This window comes from Streptomyces sp. NPDC031445, assembly GCF_055581365.1.
Genome location: NZ_JBVIJO010000006.1, coordinates 184,591 through 205,298 on the forward strand (window position 1 = coordinate 184,591; position 20,708 = coordinate 205,298).

Sequence of the window (20,708 nt, forward strand, 5' to 3'; positions counted from 1 at the left end):
CCGTGTCCCACCGGGTTTTCCGCCGCGATTCTTCCGGTCTTCTTACCCTCCGGTTCTCTTACCTTCGGGCTGTCGTCCGGAGGGTGATCCGGATAATGATCGTCCTGTTGTCAGCGGGGCCCGGTACGCTCGAAAGCACGATGACAGAGGACCTCTCACCGGCCGAGCGGTACGCGGCAGCCCGCAGGCGGGCAGCCGAGCAGGCCACCGCGCTCGCCTCCTTCCGCGAGATGTACGACTTCGGCCTCGACCCCTTCCAGATCGAGGCCTGCCAGGCCCTCGAAGCGGGCAAGGGCGTCCTGGTGGCCGCCCCCACCGGCTCGGGCAAGACGATCGTGGGCGAGTTCGCCGTCCACCTCGCCCTGCGGCAGGGCAAGAAGTGCTTCTACACGACACCCATCAAGGCGCTGTCGAACCAGAAGTACGCCGATCTGTGCCGCCGCTACGGCACCGGGAAGGTGGGCCTGCTCACCGGCGACAACAGCGTGAACTCGGACGCCCCGGTGGTCGTGATGACCACCGAGGTGCTGCGGAACATGCTCTACGCGGGCTCGCAGACCCTCCTCGGCCTCGGCTACGTGGTCATGGACGAGGTGCACTACCTCTCCGACCGCTTCCGCGGCGCCGTCTGGGAAGAGGTGATCATCCACCTGCCCGAGTCGGTGACCCTGGTCTCGCTCTCCGCCACCGTGTCCAACGCGGAGGAGTTCGGTGACTGGCTGGACACCGTCCGCGGTGACACCGACGTGATCGTCTCCGAGCACCGGCCGGTGCCGCTGTTCCAGCACGTGCTCGCCGGGCGCCGGATGTACGACCTGTTCGAGGAAGGGGAGGGCCACAAGAAGGCCGTCAACCCCGACCTGGTCCGCCTCGCCCGCATGGAGGCCACCCGGCCGTCGTACCAGGACCGCAGGCGCGGACGGGCGATGCGGGAGGCCGACCGGGAGCGCGAGCGCCGGCAGCGCTCGCGCGTGTGGACGCCGGGCCGTCCCGAGGTCATCGAACGGCTCGACTCCGAGGGCCTCCTCCCGGCCATCACCTTCATCTTCAGCCGCGCCGCCTGCGAGGCCGCCGTCCAGCAGTGCCTGTACGCGGGCCTGCGGCTCAACGACGAGGAGGCACGGGAGCAGGTCCGCGCCCTGGTCGAGGAGCGCACCGCCTCCATCCCGACCGAGGACCTGCACGTCCTCGGCTACTACGAATGGCTGGAGGGCCTGGAGCGCGGCATCGCCGCCCACCACGCGGGCATGCTGCCGACCTTCAAGGAGGTCGTGGAGGAGCTGTTCGTACGCGGTCTGGTCAAGGCCGTGTTCGCCACCGAGACCCTCGCGCTCGGCATCAACATGCCCGCCCGCTCGGTGGTCCTGGAAAAGCTCGTCAAGTGGAACGGCGAGCAGCACGCCGACATCACCCCCGGCGAGTACACCCAGCTGACCGGCCGGGCCGGCCGCCGGGGCATCGACGTCGAGGGCCACGCCGTGGTGCTGTGGCAGCGCGGCATGAGCCCCGAGCACCTCGCCGGGCTCGCGGGCACGCGCACGTACCCGCTGCGCTCCAGCTTCAAGCCGTCGTACAACATGGCGGTCAACCTGGTCGAGCAGTTCGGCCGGCACCGCTCGCGCGAGCTGCTCGAGACCTCCTTCGCCCAGTTCCAGGCCGACAAGTCGGTCGTCGGGATCTCCCGCCAGGTGCAGCGCAACGAGGAGGGCCTGGAGGGCTACAAGGCCTCCATGACCTGCCACCTCGGCGACTTCGAGGAGTACGCGCGGCTGCGCCGCGAGCTGAAGGACCGGGAGACCGAGCTGGCCCGGCAGGGCGTGCACCAGCGGCGTGCCGAGGCCACCGTCGCCCTGGAGAAGCTGAAGCCGGGCGACGTCATCCACGTGCCCACCGGCAAGTACGCGGGCCTGGCCCTGGTCCTGGACCCGGGCCTGCCCGCGGGCCGGTCCAACGGCCACCGCGGCTTCGACCACCACGACGGGCCGCGTCCGCTGGTGCTGACCGCCGAACGGCAGGTCAAGCGGCTGGCGTCGATGGACTTCCCGGTGCCGGTCGAGCCGCTGGACCGGATGCGGATCCCCAAGACCTTCAACCCGCGCTCGCCGCAGTCCCGCCGGGACCTCGCCTCCGCGCTGCGGACCAAGGCCGGGCACATCCCGCCGGAGCGGGCGCGCAAGAAGCGGTCCCAGGCCGCCGACGACCGCGAGATCGCACGGCTGCGTACGGCGATCCGGGCGCATCCCTGCCACGGGTGCAACGACCGCGAGGACCACGCCCGCTGGGCCGAGCGCTACCACCGGCTGCTGCGCGACACCTCGCAGCTGGAGCGGCGCATCGAGGGCCGTACGAACACCATCGCGCGGACCTTCGACCGGATCGTGGCCCTGCTGACCGAGCTGGACTACCTGCGCGGTGACGAGGTCACCGAGCACGGCAAGCGGCTCGCGCGGCTCTACGGCGAACTTGACCTGCTGGCCAGCGAGTGCCTGCGCGAGGGGGTCTGGGAGGGACTTGCCCCCGCCGAACTGGCCGCCTGTGTCTCGGCTCTGGTGTACGAGGCGCGGGTCGGCGACGACGCGATGGCGCCGAAGCTGCCCTCCGGCAAGGCCAGGGCCGCGCTCGGTGAGATGGTCCGGATCTGGGGCCGGCTCGACGGGCTGGAGGAGGAGTTCCGGATCAACCAGACCGAGGGCGTCGGGCAGCGGGAGCCGGACCTCGGGTTCGCCTGGGCGGCGTACATGTGGGCGTCCGGCAAGGGGCTGGACGAGGTGCTGCGGGAGGCGGAGATGCCGGCCGGGGACTTCGTGCGGTGGTGCAAGCAGGTCATCGACGTGCTCGGGCAGATCTCCGCCGCGGCTCCCGCGGAGGGCTCGACCGTGGCCAAGGCCGCGCGCAAGGCCGTCGACCAGTTGCTGCGGGGTGTGGTCGCCTACTCGTCCGTGGGCTGACCCTGCCGTCACGGCGTGGGAACGGGGGTCGCACCGGTCGAGGTGCGGCCCCCGTCGTCATTTCACCCCACACGGTGAGCAACTCTCGTACGCCCATGCGCTGTTACTCCCTGTGTGCGAGTAAAAACCCAGCGTGCAAAAGGAGTTGAGAGTACTCCCCTCGCGGGGCGATTTCAGGTGCTTGCCGAATATGACACGGCGATGATCCGGTCGGACTAAGCTCGCCCGCGACGCACCGAGTTGAGCTGAATCGTGCGTCTGTTCCCCAATGCGGAAAGTGCCCCGGTACTTCCGCGTGCCTTCCCCCCACATGCACCCCCGAACCCAGCCGACTCGTCCCAGAAGGCATCCATGGTGAGTGTTCAGAAGCCTCCCGGTCGCCGTGAACGTCCCTATGCGCGCGTGCTGTTGCCGCCGGCCATAGTGATGGCCGCGGCGGCCGGGGCCGCCGTCGCCCTGGTACCGCCCACGGCCCGGCTCGCCGTCGGCGCGTGCGGAGCACTGGCCGTCCTGCTGGTCCTCGGCACGGCCGGGGAGGCCGCCCGGCGCGGCCGTCTGCTCCGCGAGGCGCGGGCCGAACACGCCCGCCACGCCGCGCACCTGGAGCAGCGGATCGCCGCGCACAACGACCTGATGGAGCGCTTCGCCACCGACGTCCTGCCCGCGGGCTTCTACCGGCTGCGCCGCGGCCAGGTGCTCCGGGACGTCGTACGCGACGTGTTCGACGCGGATCCCGGACTGCGTGGCCTGCCCGAGGGCTACCGCGAACTGGTGCGCATCGCGCTGCGCGGCGCCGACCAGGAGATCTCGATGCGCGACGCCACCGAACGCTCCTTCGTGAGCGTCGCCCGGCGCGTCCAGGCCATCGTCCACCAGCAGGCGTACGAACTCCGCGAGATGGAGGAGGACCACGGCCGCAACCCCGAGGTCTTCGACGACCTGCTGCGCATCGACCACGGCACCTCGCTGATCGGCCGGCTCGCCGACACCATCTCCGTCCTCGGCGGTGGCCGGCCCGGCCGCCAGTGGCCCAAGCCGGTCTCCCTCTACAGCGTGCTGCGCGGCGCGATGTCCCGCATCCTGGAGTACCGCCGCATCAACCTCGCCTCGATCGTCAACATCAACATCAAGGGCACCGCGGTCGAGCCGGTCATCCACGCCGCGGCCGAACTCCTCGACAACGCCACGCGCTACTCGCCGCCGTCGACGAAGGTGCACGTCACCGCCGTCGAGGTGCAGGCAGGCATCGTCATCGAGATCGAGGACTGCGGTGTCAGCCTCAGCGAGGAGTCCCGCGCCCGCATCGAGCGGATGATCGAGGACGCCAAGAACGGCGAGGACGCGCACAACCTCGGCGAGAACCCGCGCCTCGGCCTCGCCGTCGTCGGCCGCCTCTGCAAGCGGTTCGACATGGACGTCTCGCTGCGCGCCTCCGCGTACGGCGGTGTCCGCGCGATCCTCGTGGTGCCGCGCGTCATGACGACCACCGAACCCGGCGTCGGCGCGGCGCACGGCATCGGTGCCGCCGCCGCCCAGATCCCCACGGCGGACGCCGTCGAGGGCCCCAAGCGCCCGCCCAAGAAGCGCCGTCCCACCAGCCCCAAGATTCCCGCCGGGATCTCGCTGGAGGACGACGTCCCCGAGGTCACCGAGTGGACGGCGGGCGGTCTGCCGCAGCGCCGCAGCCGGGTGAAGACCCCGCTCAGCCAGCGGTACGCCGAACAGGCCGCCATCGAACGCGCCGAGCGCGAGGGCCGGCCGACCATCTGGTCCCAGAAGAAGGCGGAACCGGAACCCGAGCCCGAGATCGACCCCGAGCGCAAGAAGCTCATGGAACGGCCGCCGGGCATGTGGATGGAGGCCTTCTGGGACGGTCTGCGCGAGGGCATGCCCCCGGACACCCCCACCCACGAACTGACCGACTTCACGCTCCACCCCACCAAGTACCTGCATCTGCTCAAAGATTCGGCCGACCCCGTCCAGGGCGCCACCGAGGCCGACGACGAGGGGGACCCCCAGTGATCCAGCAGCGAGGCAACCTGGACTGGATGCTCAAGCAGCTGAACGACGGCGTGCCGGGCATCGAGATGATCGTGGTCCTGTCCGCCGACGGCCTGCGCATCGCCCGCTACGGCGGCGACCCCGACGCCGCCGACCGGGTCGCCGCCGCCTGCGCGGGCGTGCAGAGCCTGGCCGGCGCCATCATCCAGGAGCTGCCCGGCGCCGGCGACATGAAGACCGTCGTCTTCGAGATCGACGGCGGCTACTTCTACCTCATGAACGCCGGCCCCAACGCCTTCCTCGCCGTGCTCTCCGACGTGACCTGCGAACCGGGGCGGATGAGCGGCATGATGCGCGACCTCGTCGTCCGGATCGGCGCCCATCTCACCAGTCCGCCCCGGCGGAACGGGCAGACCGTATGACACCTCCACGACGCACGCGGCGCCGGCCGCAGCCCCCGCCCGCCCCGCGGCTGCCGCAGCCCCCGCAGCCTCCGCCGCAGGACGCGGCGGAGGCCAAGGGGCCGGGCGACAACCCGGAGCGGCTGTACTCCGTCACCGGGTCCGGCGACGGCGCCCGCGCCGAACTCGACCTGGTGACCCTGATCGTGGCGCGCTCCGGACCCCCGGTCTCCGCCACCCCGGAGCAGGCGGCGGTGCTCCGGCTCTGCGGGACCCCCCTGTCCGTGGCGGAGCTGTCCGCCTACCTCCGACTGCCGTTCAGCACGATGACCGTCCTGCTCACCGAGCTGATCACGGCCGAACTGGTGCGGGCGCGCGCCCCCATCGTCCGCCAGGCGCTCCCCGACCGTTCACTCCTCGAAGCGGTGATGCATGGACTTCAACGGCTCTGACACCCTCCCCGGCCCGCGCACCGAGGACCACCTGCCGCACACCGCGCAGGCCGCGGTGAAGATCGTGATCGTGGGAGGCTTCGGCGTCGGCAAGACCACCATGGTCGGTTCGGTCAGCGAGATCAGACCGCTGACCACCGAGGAGACCATGACCCAGGCCGGCATCGGCGTCGACGACGACTACGGGTCCGAGTCCAAGACGGCCACCACCGTGGCCATGGACTTCGGCCGGATCAGCATCACCGAGAAACTGGTCCTCTACCTCTTCGGCACCCCCGGCCAGGAGCGCTTCTGGTTCCTGTGGAACGGCCTGTTCGAAGGCGCGCTCGGCGCGGTCGTCCTGGTCGACACCCGGCGCCTGGAGGTCAGCTTCGACGTGATGGGCCGGCTGGAGGAGGGCGGCGTGCCCTTCGTCGTCGCCGTCAACTCCTTTCCGGACGCGCCCCGTTACCCGGTCGAGGAGCTGCGCACCGCCCTCGACCTGAGCCCGGGCATCCCGATCATCGACTGCGATGTGCGCCGCCGGGCCTCCAGCAAGGACGTGCTGATGACCCTGATGGGCTTCCTGCACTCCCTCGCCATGTCCGGCGCCCTCACCTGACCGGCAGCCCATCGACCCCGAACCCTTCCGCCCCGGAGCGACCACTGTGACGTCTGAATCCCCCTCACCGACCGGGACACCCGACACCCTCTCCGGTCCGCCACCTGGCTGCCCCGCGCACGGCCTCGCCCCCGGGGGGCCGCGCCGGCTCTACGGCCCCGACGCGGAGGACCTCGGCGACCTCTACGAGCGCCTGCGGGAGGAGCACGGTCCCGTGGCACCCGTGCTGCTCCACGACGACGTACCGATGTGGGTGGTCCTCGGCCACGCCGAGAACCTGCAACTCGTGCGGAACCCCTCGCAGTTCACCCGCGACAGCCGGATCTGGACCCCGCTGCGCGAAGGCATGGTCAAGCCCGACCACCCGCTCATGCCGCACATCGCCTGGCAGCCCGTCTGCTCCCACGCCGAGGGCGAGGAGCACAAGCGGCTGCGCGGCGCGGTCACCGCGGCCATGGAGACCATCGACCACCGCGGGGTGCGCCGGCACATCGGCCGCTACACCCAGATCCTGGTCAACGGCTTCTGCGAGCGGGGCCGGGCCGAGCTGGTGTCCCAGTTCGCCGAGCACCTGCCGATGGCCGTGATGTGCGAGATCCTCGGCATGCCCGAGGAGTACAACGACCGGATGGTGCAGGCCGCGCGTGACGCCCTCAAGGGCACCGAGACCGCCATCCAGAGCCACGCCTACGTCATGGACGCGCTCAGCCGGCTCACCACCCGGCGGCGCGTCCGGCCCGGGGACGACTTCACCAGCCACCTCCTCACCCACCCGGCCGGGCTCGGCGACGACGAGGTCCGCGAACACCTGCGCGTCGTCCTCTTCGCCGCCTACGAGGCCACCGCGAACCTCCTCGCCAACGCGCTGCGCATGGTCCTCACCGAGCCGGGGTTCCGGGCCCAGCTCAACGGCGGCCAGATGACCGTGCCGGAGGCGATCGAGCAGTCCCTGTGGGACGAGCCGCCGTTCAGCACGGTCTTCGGCTACTACGCCAAGCAGGACACCGAGCTGGGCGGGCGGCGGATCCGCGAGGGCGACGGGCTGCTCTTCGCGCCGGCACCGGGCAACATCGACCCGCGGGTGCGGCCCGACCTGTCCGCGAGCATGCAGGGCAACCGCGCCCACCTCGCCTTCGGCGGCGGCCCGCACGAGTGCCCCGGGCAGGACATCGGCCGCGCCATCGCCGACGTCGGCGTCGACGCGCTGCTCACCCGGCTGTCCGACATCCAGCTCGACTGCGCCGAGGAGGACCTGCGCTGGCGGTCGTCCATCGCCTCCCGGCACCTGGTGGCCCTGCCGGTGCGCTTCGAACCGAAGCCGCAGCAGGACGTCGACATGCCGCCGCGGGCCATGCCGGTCCCGCCGCAGCGCTCCGACTGGCAGGTCGGCACCCTGCGCGGCGATCCGGCCCCGGCCGCCGATCCGGCCCCGGCACCCGTGCGCGCGGCCTTCCCTCCGGCCCCCGCCCCCGCCCCCGCGGCCCCGGAACCACCCCGCCCCCGGGGCCTGTGGGGCCGACTGCTGCACTGGTGGCGCGGAGAGTGACACGGCGCCGCTGCCGGCGGCACCTGCTCCGGGGGAGCGGGTGCCGGCCGCGCCCGGCGTGATCCGGAAGAGCGGCCCTGCGTCCCGGCCTACCACGCCTCGGGCGACGTCCACGCGTCCAGGGTGCGGGCGCTGGTGAACGCGTGTTCCGCACCGGTGACCGGGTCGGTGAACTCCAGGCCGCGCGCGAGCAGTTGCAGGGGGCGGCGGAAGTCGCCGGGCGGTACCGGGGCGGTCACCTCGGGGTACAGCGGGTCGCCGAGGATGGGCACGCCCAGCGCGGTCAGGTGCACCCGGAGCTGGTGGGTCTGCCCGGTGGCCGGCACGAGCCGGTAGCGGCCGAGCCCGGCCCGGTGCCCGGCCAGCTCCACCAGGGTCTGCGCGTTCGGCTCGCCCGGCACCTCCCGCGCGGCCGGCACCCCGCGCTCCTTCACGATCCTGCTGCGCACGGTCCGGGGCAGCACGAGCGCGGGATCGTACGGCGCCACGGCCTCGTACTCCTTGCGCACCCGCCGGTCCCGGAAGAGCGACTGGTACGCACCCCGCTCCTGCGGCCGCACGGTGAACAGCACCAGCCCGGCGGTGAGCCGGTCCAGCCGGTGCGCGGCCGTCAGCGTCGGGATGCCGAGCTGACGCCGGAGCCGGGCCAGCGCGGTCTGGGCGACGTGCGCACCACGCGGGGTGGTGGCCAGGAAGTGCGGCTTGTCGGCCACCACGATGTGCTCGTCCCGGTACACCACCTCCACCGGGAACGGCACCGGCACCTCGGCGGGCAGCTCTCGGTGGAACCAGACGAACATCCCCGGCCGGTACGGGGCGTCCGGCGCCACGGCCCGCCCGTCGGCCCCGACCACCAGCCCGGCGGCGAACATCGACTCCACCACCCCGTCCGGGGCCCCCGTCAGCCGCTCCACCAGATGCTCCCGCACGGTGGCCCACGCCCCGTCCACGGGCAGCCGGACGCGGACGGGGTCCACGCCCTCGCGCTGGGGGAGCGGGGCGGGCGGCGGCGGGGTACGGCGTCTCATCGGGGTCAAGGGTACGGGGGCACGTTCACCCCGCCGGCCGTCGCGAAGAGGCGGTCCGCCGGTCCCGTGCTCGGCAGGATGGGGGTCATGCCGTTCCTCACCAGCCCCGTCCTGACCCCCGGCGTCCTCGCCCGTACCCCGCAGCCCGCGCTCCCCGCCGACGGCGGCACGCTCCTGCGCCCGTGGCGGGCCGAGGACGCGCCCGCCGTGCACGCCGCCTTCGAGGACCCGGTGCTGCGCCACTGGCACGGCCGGTCCTGCGACTCCGCGGACGAGGCCGCCGGCTGGATCGCGCAGTGGCGACAGGGGTGGGCGGACGAGCGCGAGGCGCAGTGGGCCGTCGTGGACGAGGGCACGGACGAGCTGCTGGGCCGGGTGGCGCTGCGCCGGATCGTGCTGAGCGACGGCGTCGCCGAGATCGCGTACTGGACGGTGGCGGGGGCGCGAGGCCGGGGCGTCGCCCTGCGTGCCGCGACCGCCCTGACCCGCTGGGCCTTCGACGGGGTCGGCTTCCACCGCCTGGAGCTCATGCACGCGATCGCCAACCCCGCTTCCTGCCGGGTCGCCGGCAAGGCCGGTTTCGCCCTGGAGGGCACCAAGCGCAGCGCCTACCTCCACCAGGACGGCTGGCACGACATGCACCTGCACGCGCGGGTACGGGGCGACTGACCCGGCGGGACCGCGCGGGAGCGGGGGAGGGGAGACCGGCGTACGGAAGCGGCGGCGTCCGGCGTACGAAGGCCGCGGCGTCCGGCGTACGCAAGCGGCGGCACCCTTCCCGGATGCCGCCGCCCCTTTCCGTCCGCTCAGGCAGCCGCCGCCGGGCCGTGCTCCTGCTCCGCCTCGATCCGGGCGTTCCACTCCCGCTTGGAGGCCTGCCAGCCGTCCTCGTTGTGGCCGAGCCGCCAGTAACCGGAGATCGACAGGTCCTCGCGCGGGATCTGGCGCTCGACCCGCAGCAGCCGGCGCAGCTCCTTCACGAATCCCGCCTCGCCGTGCACGAAGGCGTGCGGCCGGCCCTCCGGGAACTCCAGCCCGCGCACGGCCTCCAGCAGGGCCTCGCCGACCGGCCGGTCCCCGCGGTGCAGCCAGACGACCGGCACCTCGGTGTCGATCTTCTGCTCCTCCTCGGGCCCGGAGACCTCGACGAACGCGTGCGCTCGGGCGCCCGCGGGCAGCGTCTCCAGGGCGCGGGCGATGGCGGGCAGCGCGCTCTCGTCCCCGGCGAGCAGGTGCCAGTCGGCCTCCGGGTCGGGCGCGTACGCGCCGCCGGGGCCCATGAAGCGCACGGTGTCGCCGGGGCGTGCGCGCAGCGCCCAGGGGCCGGCCAGGCCCTCGTCGCCGTGGACCACGAAGTCCAGGGTCAGCTCGCGCTGTCCGGGGTCCCAGGCGCGCACGGTGTAGGTCCGGGTCACCGGCCACTGCTCGCGCGGGAACTCGGTGCGGATCCGCTCCAGGTCGAAGGGCTCCGGGTAGACGACTCCGGCGGCGCCGAACAGCAGCTTCACATAGTGGTCGGTGCAGGTGTCCGCGGCGAATCCGGCCAGACCCTCGCCACCGAGCACCACGCGCTGCATGTGCGGGGTCAGCCGCTCGCTGCTCACCACCTGGGCGGTATGGAGCTTGCGCGGCTTTCGTCCCGGACGCTCTGCCATCACGGCCTCCTGCAAGGTTGGTTAGGTTTACCTAAGTTAGCACCTCGCGCCGATTCGACACCTCTGTGATGAGTGTTCGATGGGATCCTTTTGCCGGAACATGGGCCGGGCTCACTCCGCGAGCGTGTGCAGCAGCCGCTGCAAGGAGCCGCCGAGGCCCCACCGGTGCGTCAGTGCCTCCAGTTCCGCCGGGTCGTGCGGGGCGCGCGGCAGGGCCGTGCGGACGTCCGGCAGCGGCACGTCGTCGGCGACCCGCACCACCTTCGGCGCGACCGCGAGGTACGGCCGGGCCTCGGTGAGCCGCTTGCGCTGCGACGGCGTGAGCTTCGCCCGCGGGTCGTCGACCGCCGCCATGATCCCGGCGAGGTCGCCGAACTCGGCGAGCAGCTTCGCGGCCGTCTTCTCGCCGATGCCGGCCACGCCCGGCAGTCCGTCGCTCGGATCGCCGCGCAGCAGCGCCAGATCCGCGTACCCCCGCCCGTCGACGCCATACTTCGCGCGCAGCGCCGCCTCGTCGGTCAGCTGGAGCGTGCCGACGCCCTTCACCGGGTACAGCACCCGGACCCGGCGCTCGTCGTCCACGAGCTGGTACAGGTCGCGGTCGCCGGTGACGATGTCCACCGGGCCCCCGGCCCGGGCGGTGAACGTGCCGATCACATCGTCGGCCTCGTACCCCGCGACCCCGACACGGGCGATGCCGATCGCGTCCAGCACGTCCTCGATCACCGGCACCTGCGGGGCGAGGGTGTCCGGCACCTCCTCCTCGTCCGGCGCGCCCTCGTGCTCCTCGGCGACCCGGTGCGCCTTGTAGCTGGGGATGAGGTCCACCCGCCACTGCGGGCGCCAGTCGGCGTCCATGCAGGCCACCAGGTGCTCCGGGCGGTGGTCCTTGACCAGCCGGTCGATGAAGTCCAGCAGCCCGCGCACCGCGTTGACGGGCGTGCCGTCCGGCGCCTTCACGGAGTCCGGGACGCCGAAGTAGGCGCGGAAGTACAGCGAGGCGGTGTCGAGAAGCATGAGTCGTCCGGTCACGGACGCATCATGCCGCACGGCACCGACAGCGGCCCGCGCTCCCGGAACGCGTGCGGCACGGGCGGGCGCCGTGCGCCGCGGCGGCCGGGGACGCGGCGGCCCACGGACAGGTTCAGGCCAATCACCCCGCGTGCGGACCCCTGGCCCGTGCCCGGACACCCGGCCCAGCTCGACGGCAGGTTCAGCCGCCGGGGCGACCGCGTCCCGGAGTGCTCCCCGGCCCCCGGGTGCCGGCGCGAACCGTGAGGTTTCGGAGGCCTGGAAGTGTCGGGGATGTGACAGGCACGTGAAACGGTTTGCCGAACATGCGTAGGGTGCAGAGAAGTCATCGGAAGAGGTGTGCCCCACAGCGGGCACCCGGCAAGCGGCACGACGAGCGAGGGAGGGAGCCGGAGCGATGGGCGACCACAAAGAGCAGCAGCCCGTGCGGGTGGGCGCGGCCGTCCGGCGGCGCCGTCGTGCGCTGGAACTGACCCTCGCCGTCGTGGCCGAGCGCAGCGGCCTGTCGGTGCCCTTCCTCAGCCAGGTCGAGAACGACCGGGCCCGCCCGAGCCGCACCTCCCTGGAGAAGCTGGCCGACGCGCTGCGGACCACGGCCGTCGAACTCCTCGCCGCCGCCGACCCGGCCGCCAGCGTGGACGTCGTCCGCGCCGAGGCCGTCGCCGAGGGCGACTTCGCCCCCCGTACCCGCTCCCTCGTGCGCGGCCACCACCAGCTGCACGCGTCCGAGTTCACCGGCGACCACGACGCGGGCCGCGAGTTCCAGCACCGCAACGACGAGCTGATGTACGTCGCCGACGGGGCGGTGGAGATCGAGGCCGAGGGGCGCGCGTACCGGCTCGGACGCGGCGACACGCTGTATCTGACGGGCGGGGTGCGGCACCGGTGGCGGGCGACCGTGCCGGACACGAGGGTGATCGTGGTGGCCGTGGCGGAGCACATCGAGGCGGTGCAGGATCGGGCACGCTGAGCGCCCGCCGGACCCAGCGGTGCCCGACCGCCGGAGCCCCCGGGTCCGCCCCGGCCCGTCGCGCGGTTCGTCGCGCCCCTTCCGGCCGCGTGTCGTCTCCCTCGTCCCCTCGCTGACGGAGGCGGTGGCGAGGACGCTCCCCGGAACCCTCGTCGGGGCCACCGCCTGGTGCAGCCGTCCGCGGGGGCTGGACGTCGTCCGGATCGGCGGTACGAAGAACCCGGACGTGGACGGGATCATCGGACTCGGCCCGGACCTGGTGCTCGCCAACGAGGAGGAGAACCGCGCGCCCGACCTCGACGCCCTCCGCGCGGCCGGTCTGGACGTGCTGGTCACCGAGGTGCGGAGCGTGCCGCAGGCCGTCGCCGAGCTGGACCGGGTGCTCACCGCGTGCGGCGCGGCGGGCCGGCCCGGCTGGCTGGACGAGGCGGAGCGGACCTGGACGGCCCTGCCCGGACCGGCCCGGCGCGTGACGGCGGTCGTACCGGTCTGGCGGCGCCCCTGGATGGTCCTCGGGCGGGACACCTTCGCCGGTGACGTCCTCGCCCGTCTCGGCGTGGACCACCTGTACGCCCACCACCCCGAGCGCTATCCCCGCGTCCCCCTGGACGAGCTGCGCGCCCGGCGGCCCGACCTGGTGGTCCTGCCCGACGAGCCGTACCGCTTCACCGCCGACGACGGCCCCGAGGCCTTCCCGGGGCTGCCCTGCGCCCTGGTCAGCGGACGGCACCTGACCTGGTACGGCCCGTCCCTGACGGAGGCGCCGCGGGTGCTGGCCCGGGCGCTGGGAGCAGCTCGCCGCTGAGCAGGCCGCGCACGGTGCCGCGGGCCGCCGCGAGCCAGAACGCCACCAGGACGCCGTACAGACCGGCCGCCAGGGCGTCGTACACCGCGAGACCGGTGTGCCGGGCCAGCGTGGCGGCCCCGGTGACACAGGTCCCCACCGGGAAGGTAAAGGCCCACCAGGTCAGCGTGAAGCCCATGCCCCGCCGCCCGGCCCGCACCAGGTGCGCGGTGGCGAGTGCCAGCCACAGCAGCGCGAACCCCATGACGGGGACCCCGTACAGCACCGCGAAGACGGCGAGGCCGCGGTCGTAGGGCGCCGCGACGACGCCCGGAGCGGCGTCCGCGATCAGCCCGACGGCGGTGGTGGACTGCCCGAGCGGGCCGAGGACCAGGAACAGGGCCGGGGTCAGCGCGAGCGGCAGCGGCCCGGTGGTGATCAGCCGGGCGAAGACCAGCGGCAGCGTCAGCAGCACGGCCAGCAGGCTCAGCCCGAACAGCGCGAGGCAGGCCCACAGCAGGGTGGCCCGGGCCTGTCCCGGCGGCAGACGCGGCACCAGGAGCGGACCGGCCGAGGCCGACACCATGGGCGCCACCAGCGGCAGCAGCCACACCGGGGAGGCCTGGCCGGCATCGACCCGGTGCCGTACGGCCATCAGGTACGGCACCGCCACGGCGGCCCCGAGCCCGGCCGCCGTACCGGCGGTGAACAGCACGGCGTCCAGCGCCACGGCCGTACGCGTGCCGATCAGCTCCCGGCCGGCCGTCAGGGCGCCGGTGCCCACCGCGAGCAGCGCCATGGCCAGGCAGCCGTAGAAGGGGGCGACGGCCGGGTCGAGGAGATGGGCGCGGGCCTGGTCGCGGTGGTGCCTCCAGTGCAGGGCACGGGCGGTCAGCAGGGCCGTCAGCAGGAGCAGGGACAGCGCCCAGACGGCCGCGAAGACGGCGCGTGCCGCGTGCGCCGGGCCGGGCAGCGCGGCCCCGGCCGTGCCGACGATCGCGGTGCCCATCACGGAGGCGTACCAGTTCGGGCCCAGGTGACGGAACCGGGCGGTGCGGGGGAGGGGCAGAGGCTGGGCTGCGGTGACCATGCGTCCAAGATCCCGCCGACCGGCCCCCGGGACCAGGAGTCACGGGTCTATGAGGACATAAGCTGGTCTTATGACCGAGGAGAAGGGGCGGCACACGCGATCGCTGGCGCACCGGGTGCCGGACCTCGCCGCGCTGGAGCTGCTGCTCGCGGTGGCGCGGCTGGGCAGTCTGGGCGCGGCGGCGCGCGAGGTCGGCATCACCCAGCCGGCCGCCAGCAGCCGCATCCGTTCCATGGAGCGGCAGCTGGGCGTGGCCCTGGTCGACCGCTCGCCGCGCGGCTCCCGGCTCACCGACGCCGGCGCCCTGGTCACGGACTGGGCCCGGCGGGTCGTGGAGGCGGCGGCGGCCTTCGACGCGGGCGCGCGGGCGCTGCGGGACCGGCGGGACTCACGGCTCCGGGTCGCGGCGAGCATGACCATCGCCGAGTACCTGCTGCCCGGCTGGCTCCTCGCGCTGCACGCCGAGCGGCCCGACACGGCGGTCTCGCTGCTCGCCGGGAACTCGGCGAAGGTCGCGGAACTCCTGCTGGCCGGCGAGGCGGACCTGGGCTTCGTGGAGGGGCTGAGCGTGCCCACGGGCCTGGACTCCACGGTCATCGCCCGCGACCGGCTGATCGTCGTCACCGCGCCCGCCCACCCGTGGGCCCGCCGCCGACGGCCCCTGACGGCGGCGGAACTGGCCGCGACCCCGCTCATCCTCAGGGAACGGGGCTCCGGCACCCGTCAGGTCCTGGACGCGGCCCTCGGCGGGCTGGCCCGCCCGCTGATCGAGCTGTCCTCCACGACGGCGGTGAAGGCGTCCGCCGTCAGCGGGGCGGGCCCCTCCGTCCTCAGCGAACTCGCGGTGGGGGAGGAGCTGGGGACGCGGCGCCTGGTCAGCATCCCGGTCGAGGGCGTCTCCCTCCGCCGCGACCTGAGAGCGGTGTGGCCGACCGGCCACCGCCCCACGGGCCCGGCCCGGGAACTGCTGTCCCTGACCCGGAACTGAAGCAGGGGGAGCGTAGAAGGGGTGCGGGAACTGCCCGACCGGCCACGACGCAGAGCACCGGACGGAGGGCCGCACCCACAGCGGCGCTCAGCCCGCGGCAGCGACCAGCGCCGCCATCACCCGCGGGTCCTCGCCCATCTCCGGATGCCACTGCACCCCCAGCGTCCACCCCCGCTCCGCCGGCAGCTCCACGGCCTCCACCGTGCCGTCCGCCGCGTAGGCCGACGGGACCAGCCCCTCGCCGAGCCGTTCCACCGCCTGGTGGTGATACGTCGGCACCGTCACCTCCTCCGGCACGATGCCGGCGTACAACGTCCCCGGCACCGGCTTCACCGGGTGCTCACCGAACGCGCCGACCACCTCGGCGTGCCCGTCCAGGTGCTGGACGAGGGTGCCGCCGAGCGCCACGTTCAGCAGCTGCATGCCCCGGCACACCCCGAGCAGCGGCACGCCCGCCGACAGCGCCGCGTCGATCAGCGCCAGCTCCCAGGCGTCGCGCTCCGGTGCGGGCGGACCCGTGCGCGGCGAACGCCCGGCGCCGTACCGGGCCGGGTCGACGTCCGGGCCGCCCGCGACGACCAGCCCGTCGAGCCGGGCCACCGCCGCCCCGGCGTGCTCCGGCGCGTCCGGCGGCAGCAGCGCGGCCAGCCCGCCGGCCCGCTGCACCAGCCGGGGATAGCCGGCCGGCAGCAGCACCGCGTCCAGCTCCCACACCCCCCAGCGCACGCCGGACTCCAGGTACGTGCTCACACCGATCAGCGGCCGTACGGCCATGCTGCCCTCCTCGCTTTCAAAGGTTCAGTGGAGAACCTTTCCGGAATGCCCTTGAACGGCGGACTCACGCCAGGAAACCCCGCAGCAGCGCCGCCGTACCCGCGCAGTGCTCGCGCGCGATCTCCCGCGCCCCGTCCGCGTCCCCGTCCAGCACCGCCTCCACCAGCGCGGTGTGCTGGCGCTGGGAGTGCTCCAGGTTGCGCACCAGCAGCGGGATGCGGTCCAGCAGGTCGTTGACCGTGGCCCGCACCGCCGCGTACTGCGCGGTCAGCGACGGCGAACCGCACAGCTCGGCCAGCGTCAGGTGCAGCAGCGTGTCCGCCCGGCGGTAGTCCGTCAGCGGGGCCTCGTGCGTGCGGTCCAGCGCCTCCCGCAGCCGCCGCGCCCGGTCCGGCGCCAGGCCGTGCGCCGCGCACAGCCCGGCCGCGCCCACCTCCAGCACCTCACGGAAGCGCAGCACGTCCTCGATGTCGACCTCGGCGATCCGGCGCCGCAGCCCGTCCTCGCCGCCGCCGTCCGGCCGGGGCAGTACGAACGTTCCGCCGTACCGCCCGCGCCGCGCCTCCACCAGCCCCTGGTCCTGGAGCACCTTCAGCACCTCGCGCAGCGTCACCCGGCTGACCCCGAGCCGTTCCGCCAGCTCCCGCTCGGCCGGCAGCCGCCCGCCCGCCGGCACCAGCCCGAGCCGCACCACCTGGAGGATCTGCTCCAGCGTCTCCTCGAAGCCGTTGCCCGCCCGCACCGGCCGCAGCACCGGGGCGAGCCGGTCGGCCACCCCTCGCACATCCGTCTCCCGCGACATCCGGGCGCACCCCCTTCCCAAGCAATGGTTCGCGGCAATACCTTATGGCTCCCGGCCCGGCCGAAGAAGCGCGATGGCGCCGAAGGAGGCTTCCCCGTGGCAGACCGCACACCCCCGCTCAGCGTCGAGGAACTGCACGCCCTGGTCGCGAGCGGCGAGATCGACACGGTCGTCCTGGCCTTCCCCGACATGCAGGGACGCCTCCAGGGCAAGCGGTTCGCCGCCCGCTTCTTCCTCGACGAGGTCCTGCACCACGGCACCGAGGGCTGCAACTACCTGCTCGCCGTGGACACCGAGATGAACACCGTCGACGGCTACGCGATGTCCTCCTGGGAACGCGGCTACGGCGACTTCGCCCTGCACTCCGACCCGTCCACCCTGCGCCGCGTCCCCTGGCACCCCGGCACCGCGCTCCTCATCGCCGACCTCGCCTGGAACGACGGCTCCCCGGTCGCCGCCGCCCCCCGCCAGATCCTGCGCCGCCAGCTCCGGCGTCTCGCCGAGCACGGCTACACCGCCCAGGTCGGCACCGAGCTGGAGTTCATCGTCTTCAAGAACAGCTACGAGCAGGCCTGGGACGCGAACTACCGGGGCCTGACCCCGGCCAACCAGTACAACATCGACTACTCCGTCCTCGGCACCGGCCGCATCGAACCCCTGCTGCGCCGGCTGCGCAACGACATGACCGGCGCCGGCCTCACCGTCGAGTCCGCCAAGGGCGAGTGCAATCCCGGCCAGCACGAGATCGTCTTCCGCTACGACGAGGCCCTGCGCACCTGCGACCAGCACGCCCTGTACAAGACCGGCGCCAAGGAGATCGCCGCCCAGGAAGGTGTCTCGATCACCTTCATGGCCAAGTACAACGAGCGCGAGGGCAACTCCTGCCACATCCACCTCTCGCTCGCCGACGCCGACGGCACCAACGCCATGGCCGGACCCGACGGCATGTCCGAGGTGATGCGGCACTTCCTCGCCGGACAGCTCGCCGCGCTGCGCGACTTCTCCCTGCTGTACGCCCCCAACATCAACTCCTACAAGCGGTTCCAGCCGGGCTCCTTCGCCCCCACCGCCGTCGCCTGGGGCCACGACAACCGCACCTGCGCCCTGCGCGTCGTCGGCCACGGCCGCTCCCTGCGCTTCGAGAACCGCCTCCCCGGCGGCGACGTGAACCCCCACCTCGCCGTCGCGGGGCTCGTCGCGGCGGGCCTGTACGGCATCGAGCACAAGCTGGAGCTGCCCGAGCCCTGCCCCGGCAACGCCTACACCGCCGGCTACGCGCGGGTGCCGACCACCCTGCGCGAGGCCGCCGAGCTGTGGGAGAACAGCCCGATCGCGGCGGCGGCGTTCGGCGACGAGGTCGTCGCCCACTACCGCAACATGGCGCGCGTCGAGCAGGAGGCCTTCGACGCCGCGGTCACCGACTGGGAGCTGCGCCGCTCCTTCGAACGCCTGTGAAAGGTCACCCCGTGCCCGACCCGAACGAGCTGACCGTCCTCGACCCCGCCACCGAGGAGACCGTCGCCACCGTCCCCGCCGCCACCGCCGGGGACGTGGACACCGCCGTCGTACGCGCCGCCCGCGCCCAGACCCGCTGGGCCGCCCTCGCCCCCGCCGACCGGGCCCGGCTGCTGCGCCGCTTCGCCGACGTGGTCGACGCCCACACCGAGGAACTCGCCCAGCTGGAGGTCCGCGAGGCCGGCCACACCGTCGCGAACGCCCGCTGGGAGGCCGGCAACGCCCGCGACCTGCTCCTGTACGCCGCCGGCGGCGCCGAGCGCCTCACCGGCAAGCAGATCCCGGTCCCCGGCGGCTGGGACGTCACCTTCCAGGAGCCGCTGGGCGTCATCGGCGTCATCGCCCCCTGGAACTTCCCCATGCCGATCGCCGCCTGGGGCTCCTTCCCGGCGCTCGCGGCCGGGAACGCGGTCCTCCTCAAGCCCGCCGAGACCACCCCGCTCACCGCGCTCCGCCTCGCCGGACTGGCGCTGGAGGCGGGCCTGCCCGAGCACCTCTTCCAGGTGCTGCCCGGCCACGGCGACACCGCCGGACGCGCCCTGGTCGACCACCCGGACGTCGTCAAGATCGTGTTCACCGGCTCCACCCGCACCGGCCGCGAGATCATGGAGCGCTGCGCCCGCCTGGTCAAGCCGGTCACCCTCGAACTCGGCGGCAAGAGCCCCAACGTCGTCTTCGCCGACGCCGACCTCGAGGCCGCCCTCGACCCCTTCTCCTTCCTGGACAACGCCGGCCAGGACTGCTGCGCCCGCACCCGCGTCCTGGTCCAGGAGACGGTGCTGGACGAGGCCCGCGCCCTCCTCGCCGACGCGCTGGCCGCCGTGGTCGTGGGCGACCCGGCCGACGAGAGGACCCAGATGGGCCCGCTCATCTCCGGCCGGCAGCTCGAGCGCGTACGGTCCTACGTCCCCGACGACGCCCCGGCCCTGCGCGGCAAGGCCCCCGACGGCCCCGGCTTCTGGTTCCCGCCGACCGTGCTCACCGGCGAGCGGCACGACAGCCCGGCGGCCCGCGAGGAGATCTTCGGCCCGGTCGCCGTCCTGCTGCCCTTCACCGACGAGCAGGACGCGATCCGCCTCGCCAACGACACCCCCTACGGCCTGTCCGGCTCCATCTGGACCCGGGACGTGGGCCGCGCCCTGCGCGTGTCCCAGGCCGTCCGCGCGGGCAACCTGTCCGTCAACTCCCACTCCAGCGTCCGCTACTGGACCCCGTTCGGCGGCTACAAGCAGTCCGGTCTCGGCCGGGAACTCGGCCCCGACGCCCTGACCGCCTTCACCCAGACCAAGAACGTCTTCCTCAGCACGGAGGTCCCCGCACCGTGACCGACAACAGCGTGAGCGACACCCCTGTCTGCCGCCGCCTGGCCGGCCGTACCGCCGTCGTCACCGGAGCCGGCAGCGGCATCGGACTCGCCAGCGCCCGACGCCTCGCCTCCGAGGGCGCCCACGTCGTCTGCGCGGACGTCGACGAGACGCGTGGCAAGGCCGCCGCCGACGAGGTCGGCGGGCTCTTCGTGAAGACCGACGTCACCGACCCCGAGCAGGTCGAGGCGCTGTTCAAGGCCGCGTACGACACCTACGGCAGCGTCGACGTCGCCTTCAACAACGCCGGCATCTCCCCGCCCGACGACGACTCCATCCTGGAGACCGGGCTGGACGCCTGGAAGCGGGTCCAGGAGGTCAACCTGACCTCCGTCTACCTGTGCTGCAAGGCCGCCCTGCCCTACATGCGCCGCCAGGGCAGGGGCTCCATCATCAACACCGCGTCCTTCGTGGCGCGGATGGGCGCGGCCACGTCCCAGATCTCCTACACGGCCTCCAAGGGCGGCGTCCTCGCCATGTCCCGCGAACTGGGCGTGCAGTTCGCCCGGGAGGGCATCCGGGTCAACGCGCTGTGCCCCGGCCCGGTCAACACCCCGCTGCTCCAGGAGCTGTTCGCCAAGGACCCGGAGCGGGCCGCGCGCCGGCTCGTCCACATCCCGCTCGGCCGGTTCGCCGAGGCCGAGGAGATCGCCGCCGCCGTCGCCTTCCTGGCCAGCGACGACTCCTCCTTCGTCAACGCCACCGACTTCCTGGTCGACGGAGGGATCGCCGGCGCGTACGTCACGCCCCTGTAGGA

At 73.4% G+C, this 20,708-nt stretch carries 19 protein-coding genes; 13 read left to right on the forward strand and 6 right to left on the reverse strand.

Features of this window, described 5'->3' with window-relative positions; all coding sequences use genetic code 11:
* Positions 1 to 95 precede the first annotated feature (95 nt).
* From ACZ5DC_RS18155 to ACZ5DC_RS18180, 6 genes are all read left to right on the forward strand, one after another.
* The gene (locus tag ACZ5DC_RS18155; protein WP_468653808.1) at positions 96 to 2,948 is read left to right on the forward strand and encodes a DEAD/DEAH box helicase; all 2,853 of its coding nucleotides are present in this window, start codon (positions 96 to 98) and stop codon (positions 2,946 to 2,948) included.
* A gap of 351 nt (positions 2,949 to 3,299) precedes the next feature.
* Positions 3,300 to 4,970 (forward strand): sensor histidine kinase, encoded by a 1,671-nt coding sequence (locus ACZ5DC_RS18160; RefSeq protein WP_468653810.1) that lies wholly within the window; start codon positions 3,300 to 3,302, stop codon positions 4,968 to 4,970.
* Complete coding sequence (locus ACZ5DC_RS18165) at positions 4,967 to 5,371, forward strand: roadblock/LC7 domain-containing protein (protein WP_468653812.1); 405 nt, start codon at positions 4,967 to 4,969, stop codon at positions 5,369 to 5,371. The genes ACZ5DC_RS18160 and ACZ5DC_RS18165 overlap by 4 nt, the downstream gene beginning before the upstream one ends.
* Entirely contained in the window at positions 5,368 to 5,802 is a 435-nt protein-coding gene (locus ACZ5DC_RS18170; protein ID WP_468653814.1) for a DUF742 domain-containing protein, read from the forward strand. The genes ACZ5DC_RS18165 and ACZ5DC_RS18170 overlap by 4 nt, the downstream gene beginning before the upstream one ends.
* Positions 5,783 to 6,403 (forward strand): GTP-binding protein, encoded by a 621-nt coding sequence (locus tag ACZ5DC_RS18175; RefSeq protein WP_468653816.1) that lies wholly within the window; start codon positions 5,783 to 5,785, stop codon positions 6,401 to 6,403. Before ACZ5DC_RS18170 ends, ACZ5DC_RS18175 begins: the two co-directional genes overlap by 20 nt.
* Positions 6,404 to 6,449: 46 nt before the next feature.
* A complete protein-coding gene (locus ACZ5DC_RS18180) occupies positions 6,450 to 7,949 on the forward strand; it encodes a cytochrome P450 (RefSeq protein ID WP_468653818.1) in 1,500 nt (499 codons plus the stop codon).
* Between the two features lie 89 nt (positions 7,950 to 8,038).
* Here ACZ5DC_RS18180 and ACZ5DC_RS18185 read toward each other — a convergent pair whose 3' ends face one another.
* A complete protein-coding gene (locus tag ACZ5DC_RS18185; protein WP_468653820.1) occupies positions 8,039 to 8,977 on the reverse strand; it encodes a pseudouridine synthase in 939 nt (312 codons plus the stop codon).
* 87 nt (positions 8,978 to 9,064) lie between these two features.
* Between ACZ5DC_RS18185 and ACZ5DC_RS18190 the strand changes: the two genes are divergently transcribed.
* Positions 9,065 to 9,646: a GNAT family N-acetyltransferase gene (locus ACZ5DC_RS18190; protein WP_468653822.1), complete on the forward strand. Its 582-nt coding sequence runs from the start codon at positions 9,065 to 9,067 to the stop codon at positions 9,644 to 9,646.
* A gap of 137 nt (positions 9,647 to 9,783) precedes the next feature.
* Here ACZ5DC_RS18190 and ACZ5DC_RS18195 read toward each other — a convergent pair whose 3' ends face one another.
* Positions 9,784 to 10,632 carry a siderophore-interacting protein gene (locus ACZ5DC_RS18195; RefSeq protein ID WP_468653824.1) on the reverse strand — a complete coding sequence of 283 codons (849 nt, stop codon included), beginning with the start codon at positions 10,630 to 10,632 and terminating at the stop codon, positions 9,784 to 9,786.
* A gap of 111 nt (positions 10,633 to 10,743) precedes the next feature.
* On the reverse strand, positions 10,744 to 11,664 hold the full coding sequence (locus ACZ5DC_RS18200) for a 5'-3' exonuclease (RefSeq protein WP_468653826.1): 921 nt from the start codon (positions 11,662 to 11,664) through the stop codon (positions 10,744 to 10,746).
* A gap of 397 nt (positions 11,665 to 12,061) precedes the next feature.
* Here ACZ5DC_RS18200 and ACZ5DC_RS18205 point away from each other — a divergent pair, with 397 nt between their 5' ends.
* Both ACZ5DC_RS18205 and ACZ5DC_RS18210 read left to right on the forward strand, forming a co-directional pair.
* Positions 12,062 to 12,634, forward strand: a complete 573-nt coding sequence (locus ACZ5DC_RS18205; protein ID WP_468653828.1) for a helix-turn-helix domain-containing protein — start codon at positions 12,062 to 12,064, stop codon at positions 12,632 to 12,634.
* Positions 12,635 to 12,758: 124 nt separating this feature from the next.
* Positions 12,759 to 13,439, forward strand: a complete 681-nt coding sequence (locus ACZ5DC_RS18210) for a helical backbone metal receptor (RefSeq protein WP_468653830.1) — start codon at positions 12,759 to 12,761, stop codon at positions 13,437 to 13,439.
* On the opposite strand, the gene ACZ5DC_RS18215 is transcribed toward ACZ5DC_RS18210, so the two are convergent.
* Positions 13,351 to 14,508 (reverse strand): TDT family transporter, encoded by a 1,158-nt coding sequence (locus tag ACZ5DC_RS18215; RefSeq protein ID WP_468653832.1) that lies wholly within the window; start codon positions 14,506 to 14,508, stop codon positions 13,351 to 13,353. The two genes, ACZ5DC_RS18210 and ACZ5DC_RS18215, sit on opposite strands and share 89 nt — an antisense overlap.
* Before the next feature lie 70 nt (positions 14,509 to 14,578).
* Here ACZ5DC_RS18215 and ACZ5DC_RS18220 point away from each other — a divergent pair, with 70 nt between their 5' ends.
* Positions 14,579 to 15,496 (forward strand): LysR family transcriptional regulator, encoded by a 918-nt coding sequence (locus ACZ5DC_RS18220; RefSeq protein WP_468653834.1) that lies wholly within the window; start codon positions 14,579 to 14,581, stop codon positions 15,494 to 15,496.
* 87 nt (positions 15,497 to 15,583) lie between these two features.
* Here the strand turns inward: ACZ5DC_RS18220 and ACZ5DC_RS18225 are convergent, their stop codons facing one another.
* A complete protein-coding gene (locus ACZ5DC_RS18225) occupies positions 15,584 to 16,270 on the reverse strand; it encodes a gamma-glutamyl-gamma-aminobutyrate hydrolase family protein (protein WP_468653836.1) in 687 nt (228 codons plus the stop codon).
* Between the two features lie 64 nt (positions 16,271 to 16,334).
* A complete protein-coding gene (locus tag ACZ5DC_RS18230) occupies positions 16,335 to 17,072 on the reverse strand; it encodes a FadR/GntR family transcriptional regulator (protein ID WP_468653838.1) in 738 nt (245 codons plus the stop codon).
* A 96-nt stretch (positions 17,073 to 17,168) separates the two neighbouring features.
* Between ACZ5DC_RS18230 and ACZ5DC_RS18235 the strand changes: the two genes are divergently transcribed.
* Genes ACZ5DC_RS18235 through ACZ5DC_RS18245 form a run of 3 tightly spaced genes read left to right on the forward strand, consistent with a single transcriptional unit; the run spans position 17,169 to position 20,706 of the window.
* Positions 17,169 to 18,527, forward strand: coding sequence for a glutamine synthetase family protein (locus ACZ5DC_RS18235; RefSeq protein WP_468653840.1), 1,359 nt, complete (start codon positions 17,169 to 17,171; stop codon positions 18,525 to 18,527).
* 11 nt (positions 18,528 to 18,538) lie between these two features.
* Positions 18,539 to 19,912, forward strand: a complete 1,374-nt coding sequence (locus ACZ5DC_RS18240) for an aldehyde dehydrogenase family protein (RefSeq protein WP_468653842.1) — start codon at positions 18,539 to 18,541, stop codon at positions 19,910 to 19,912.
* Entirely contained in the window at positions 19,909 to 20,706 is a 798-nt protein-coding gene (locus tag ACZ5DC_RS18245) for a 3-oxoacyl-ACP reductase (protein ID WP_468653844.1), read from the forward strand. The genes ACZ5DC_RS18240 and ACZ5DC_RS18245 overlap by 4 nt, the downstream gene beginning before the upstream one ends.
* Positions 20,707 to 20,708 lie beyond the last annotated feature (2 nt).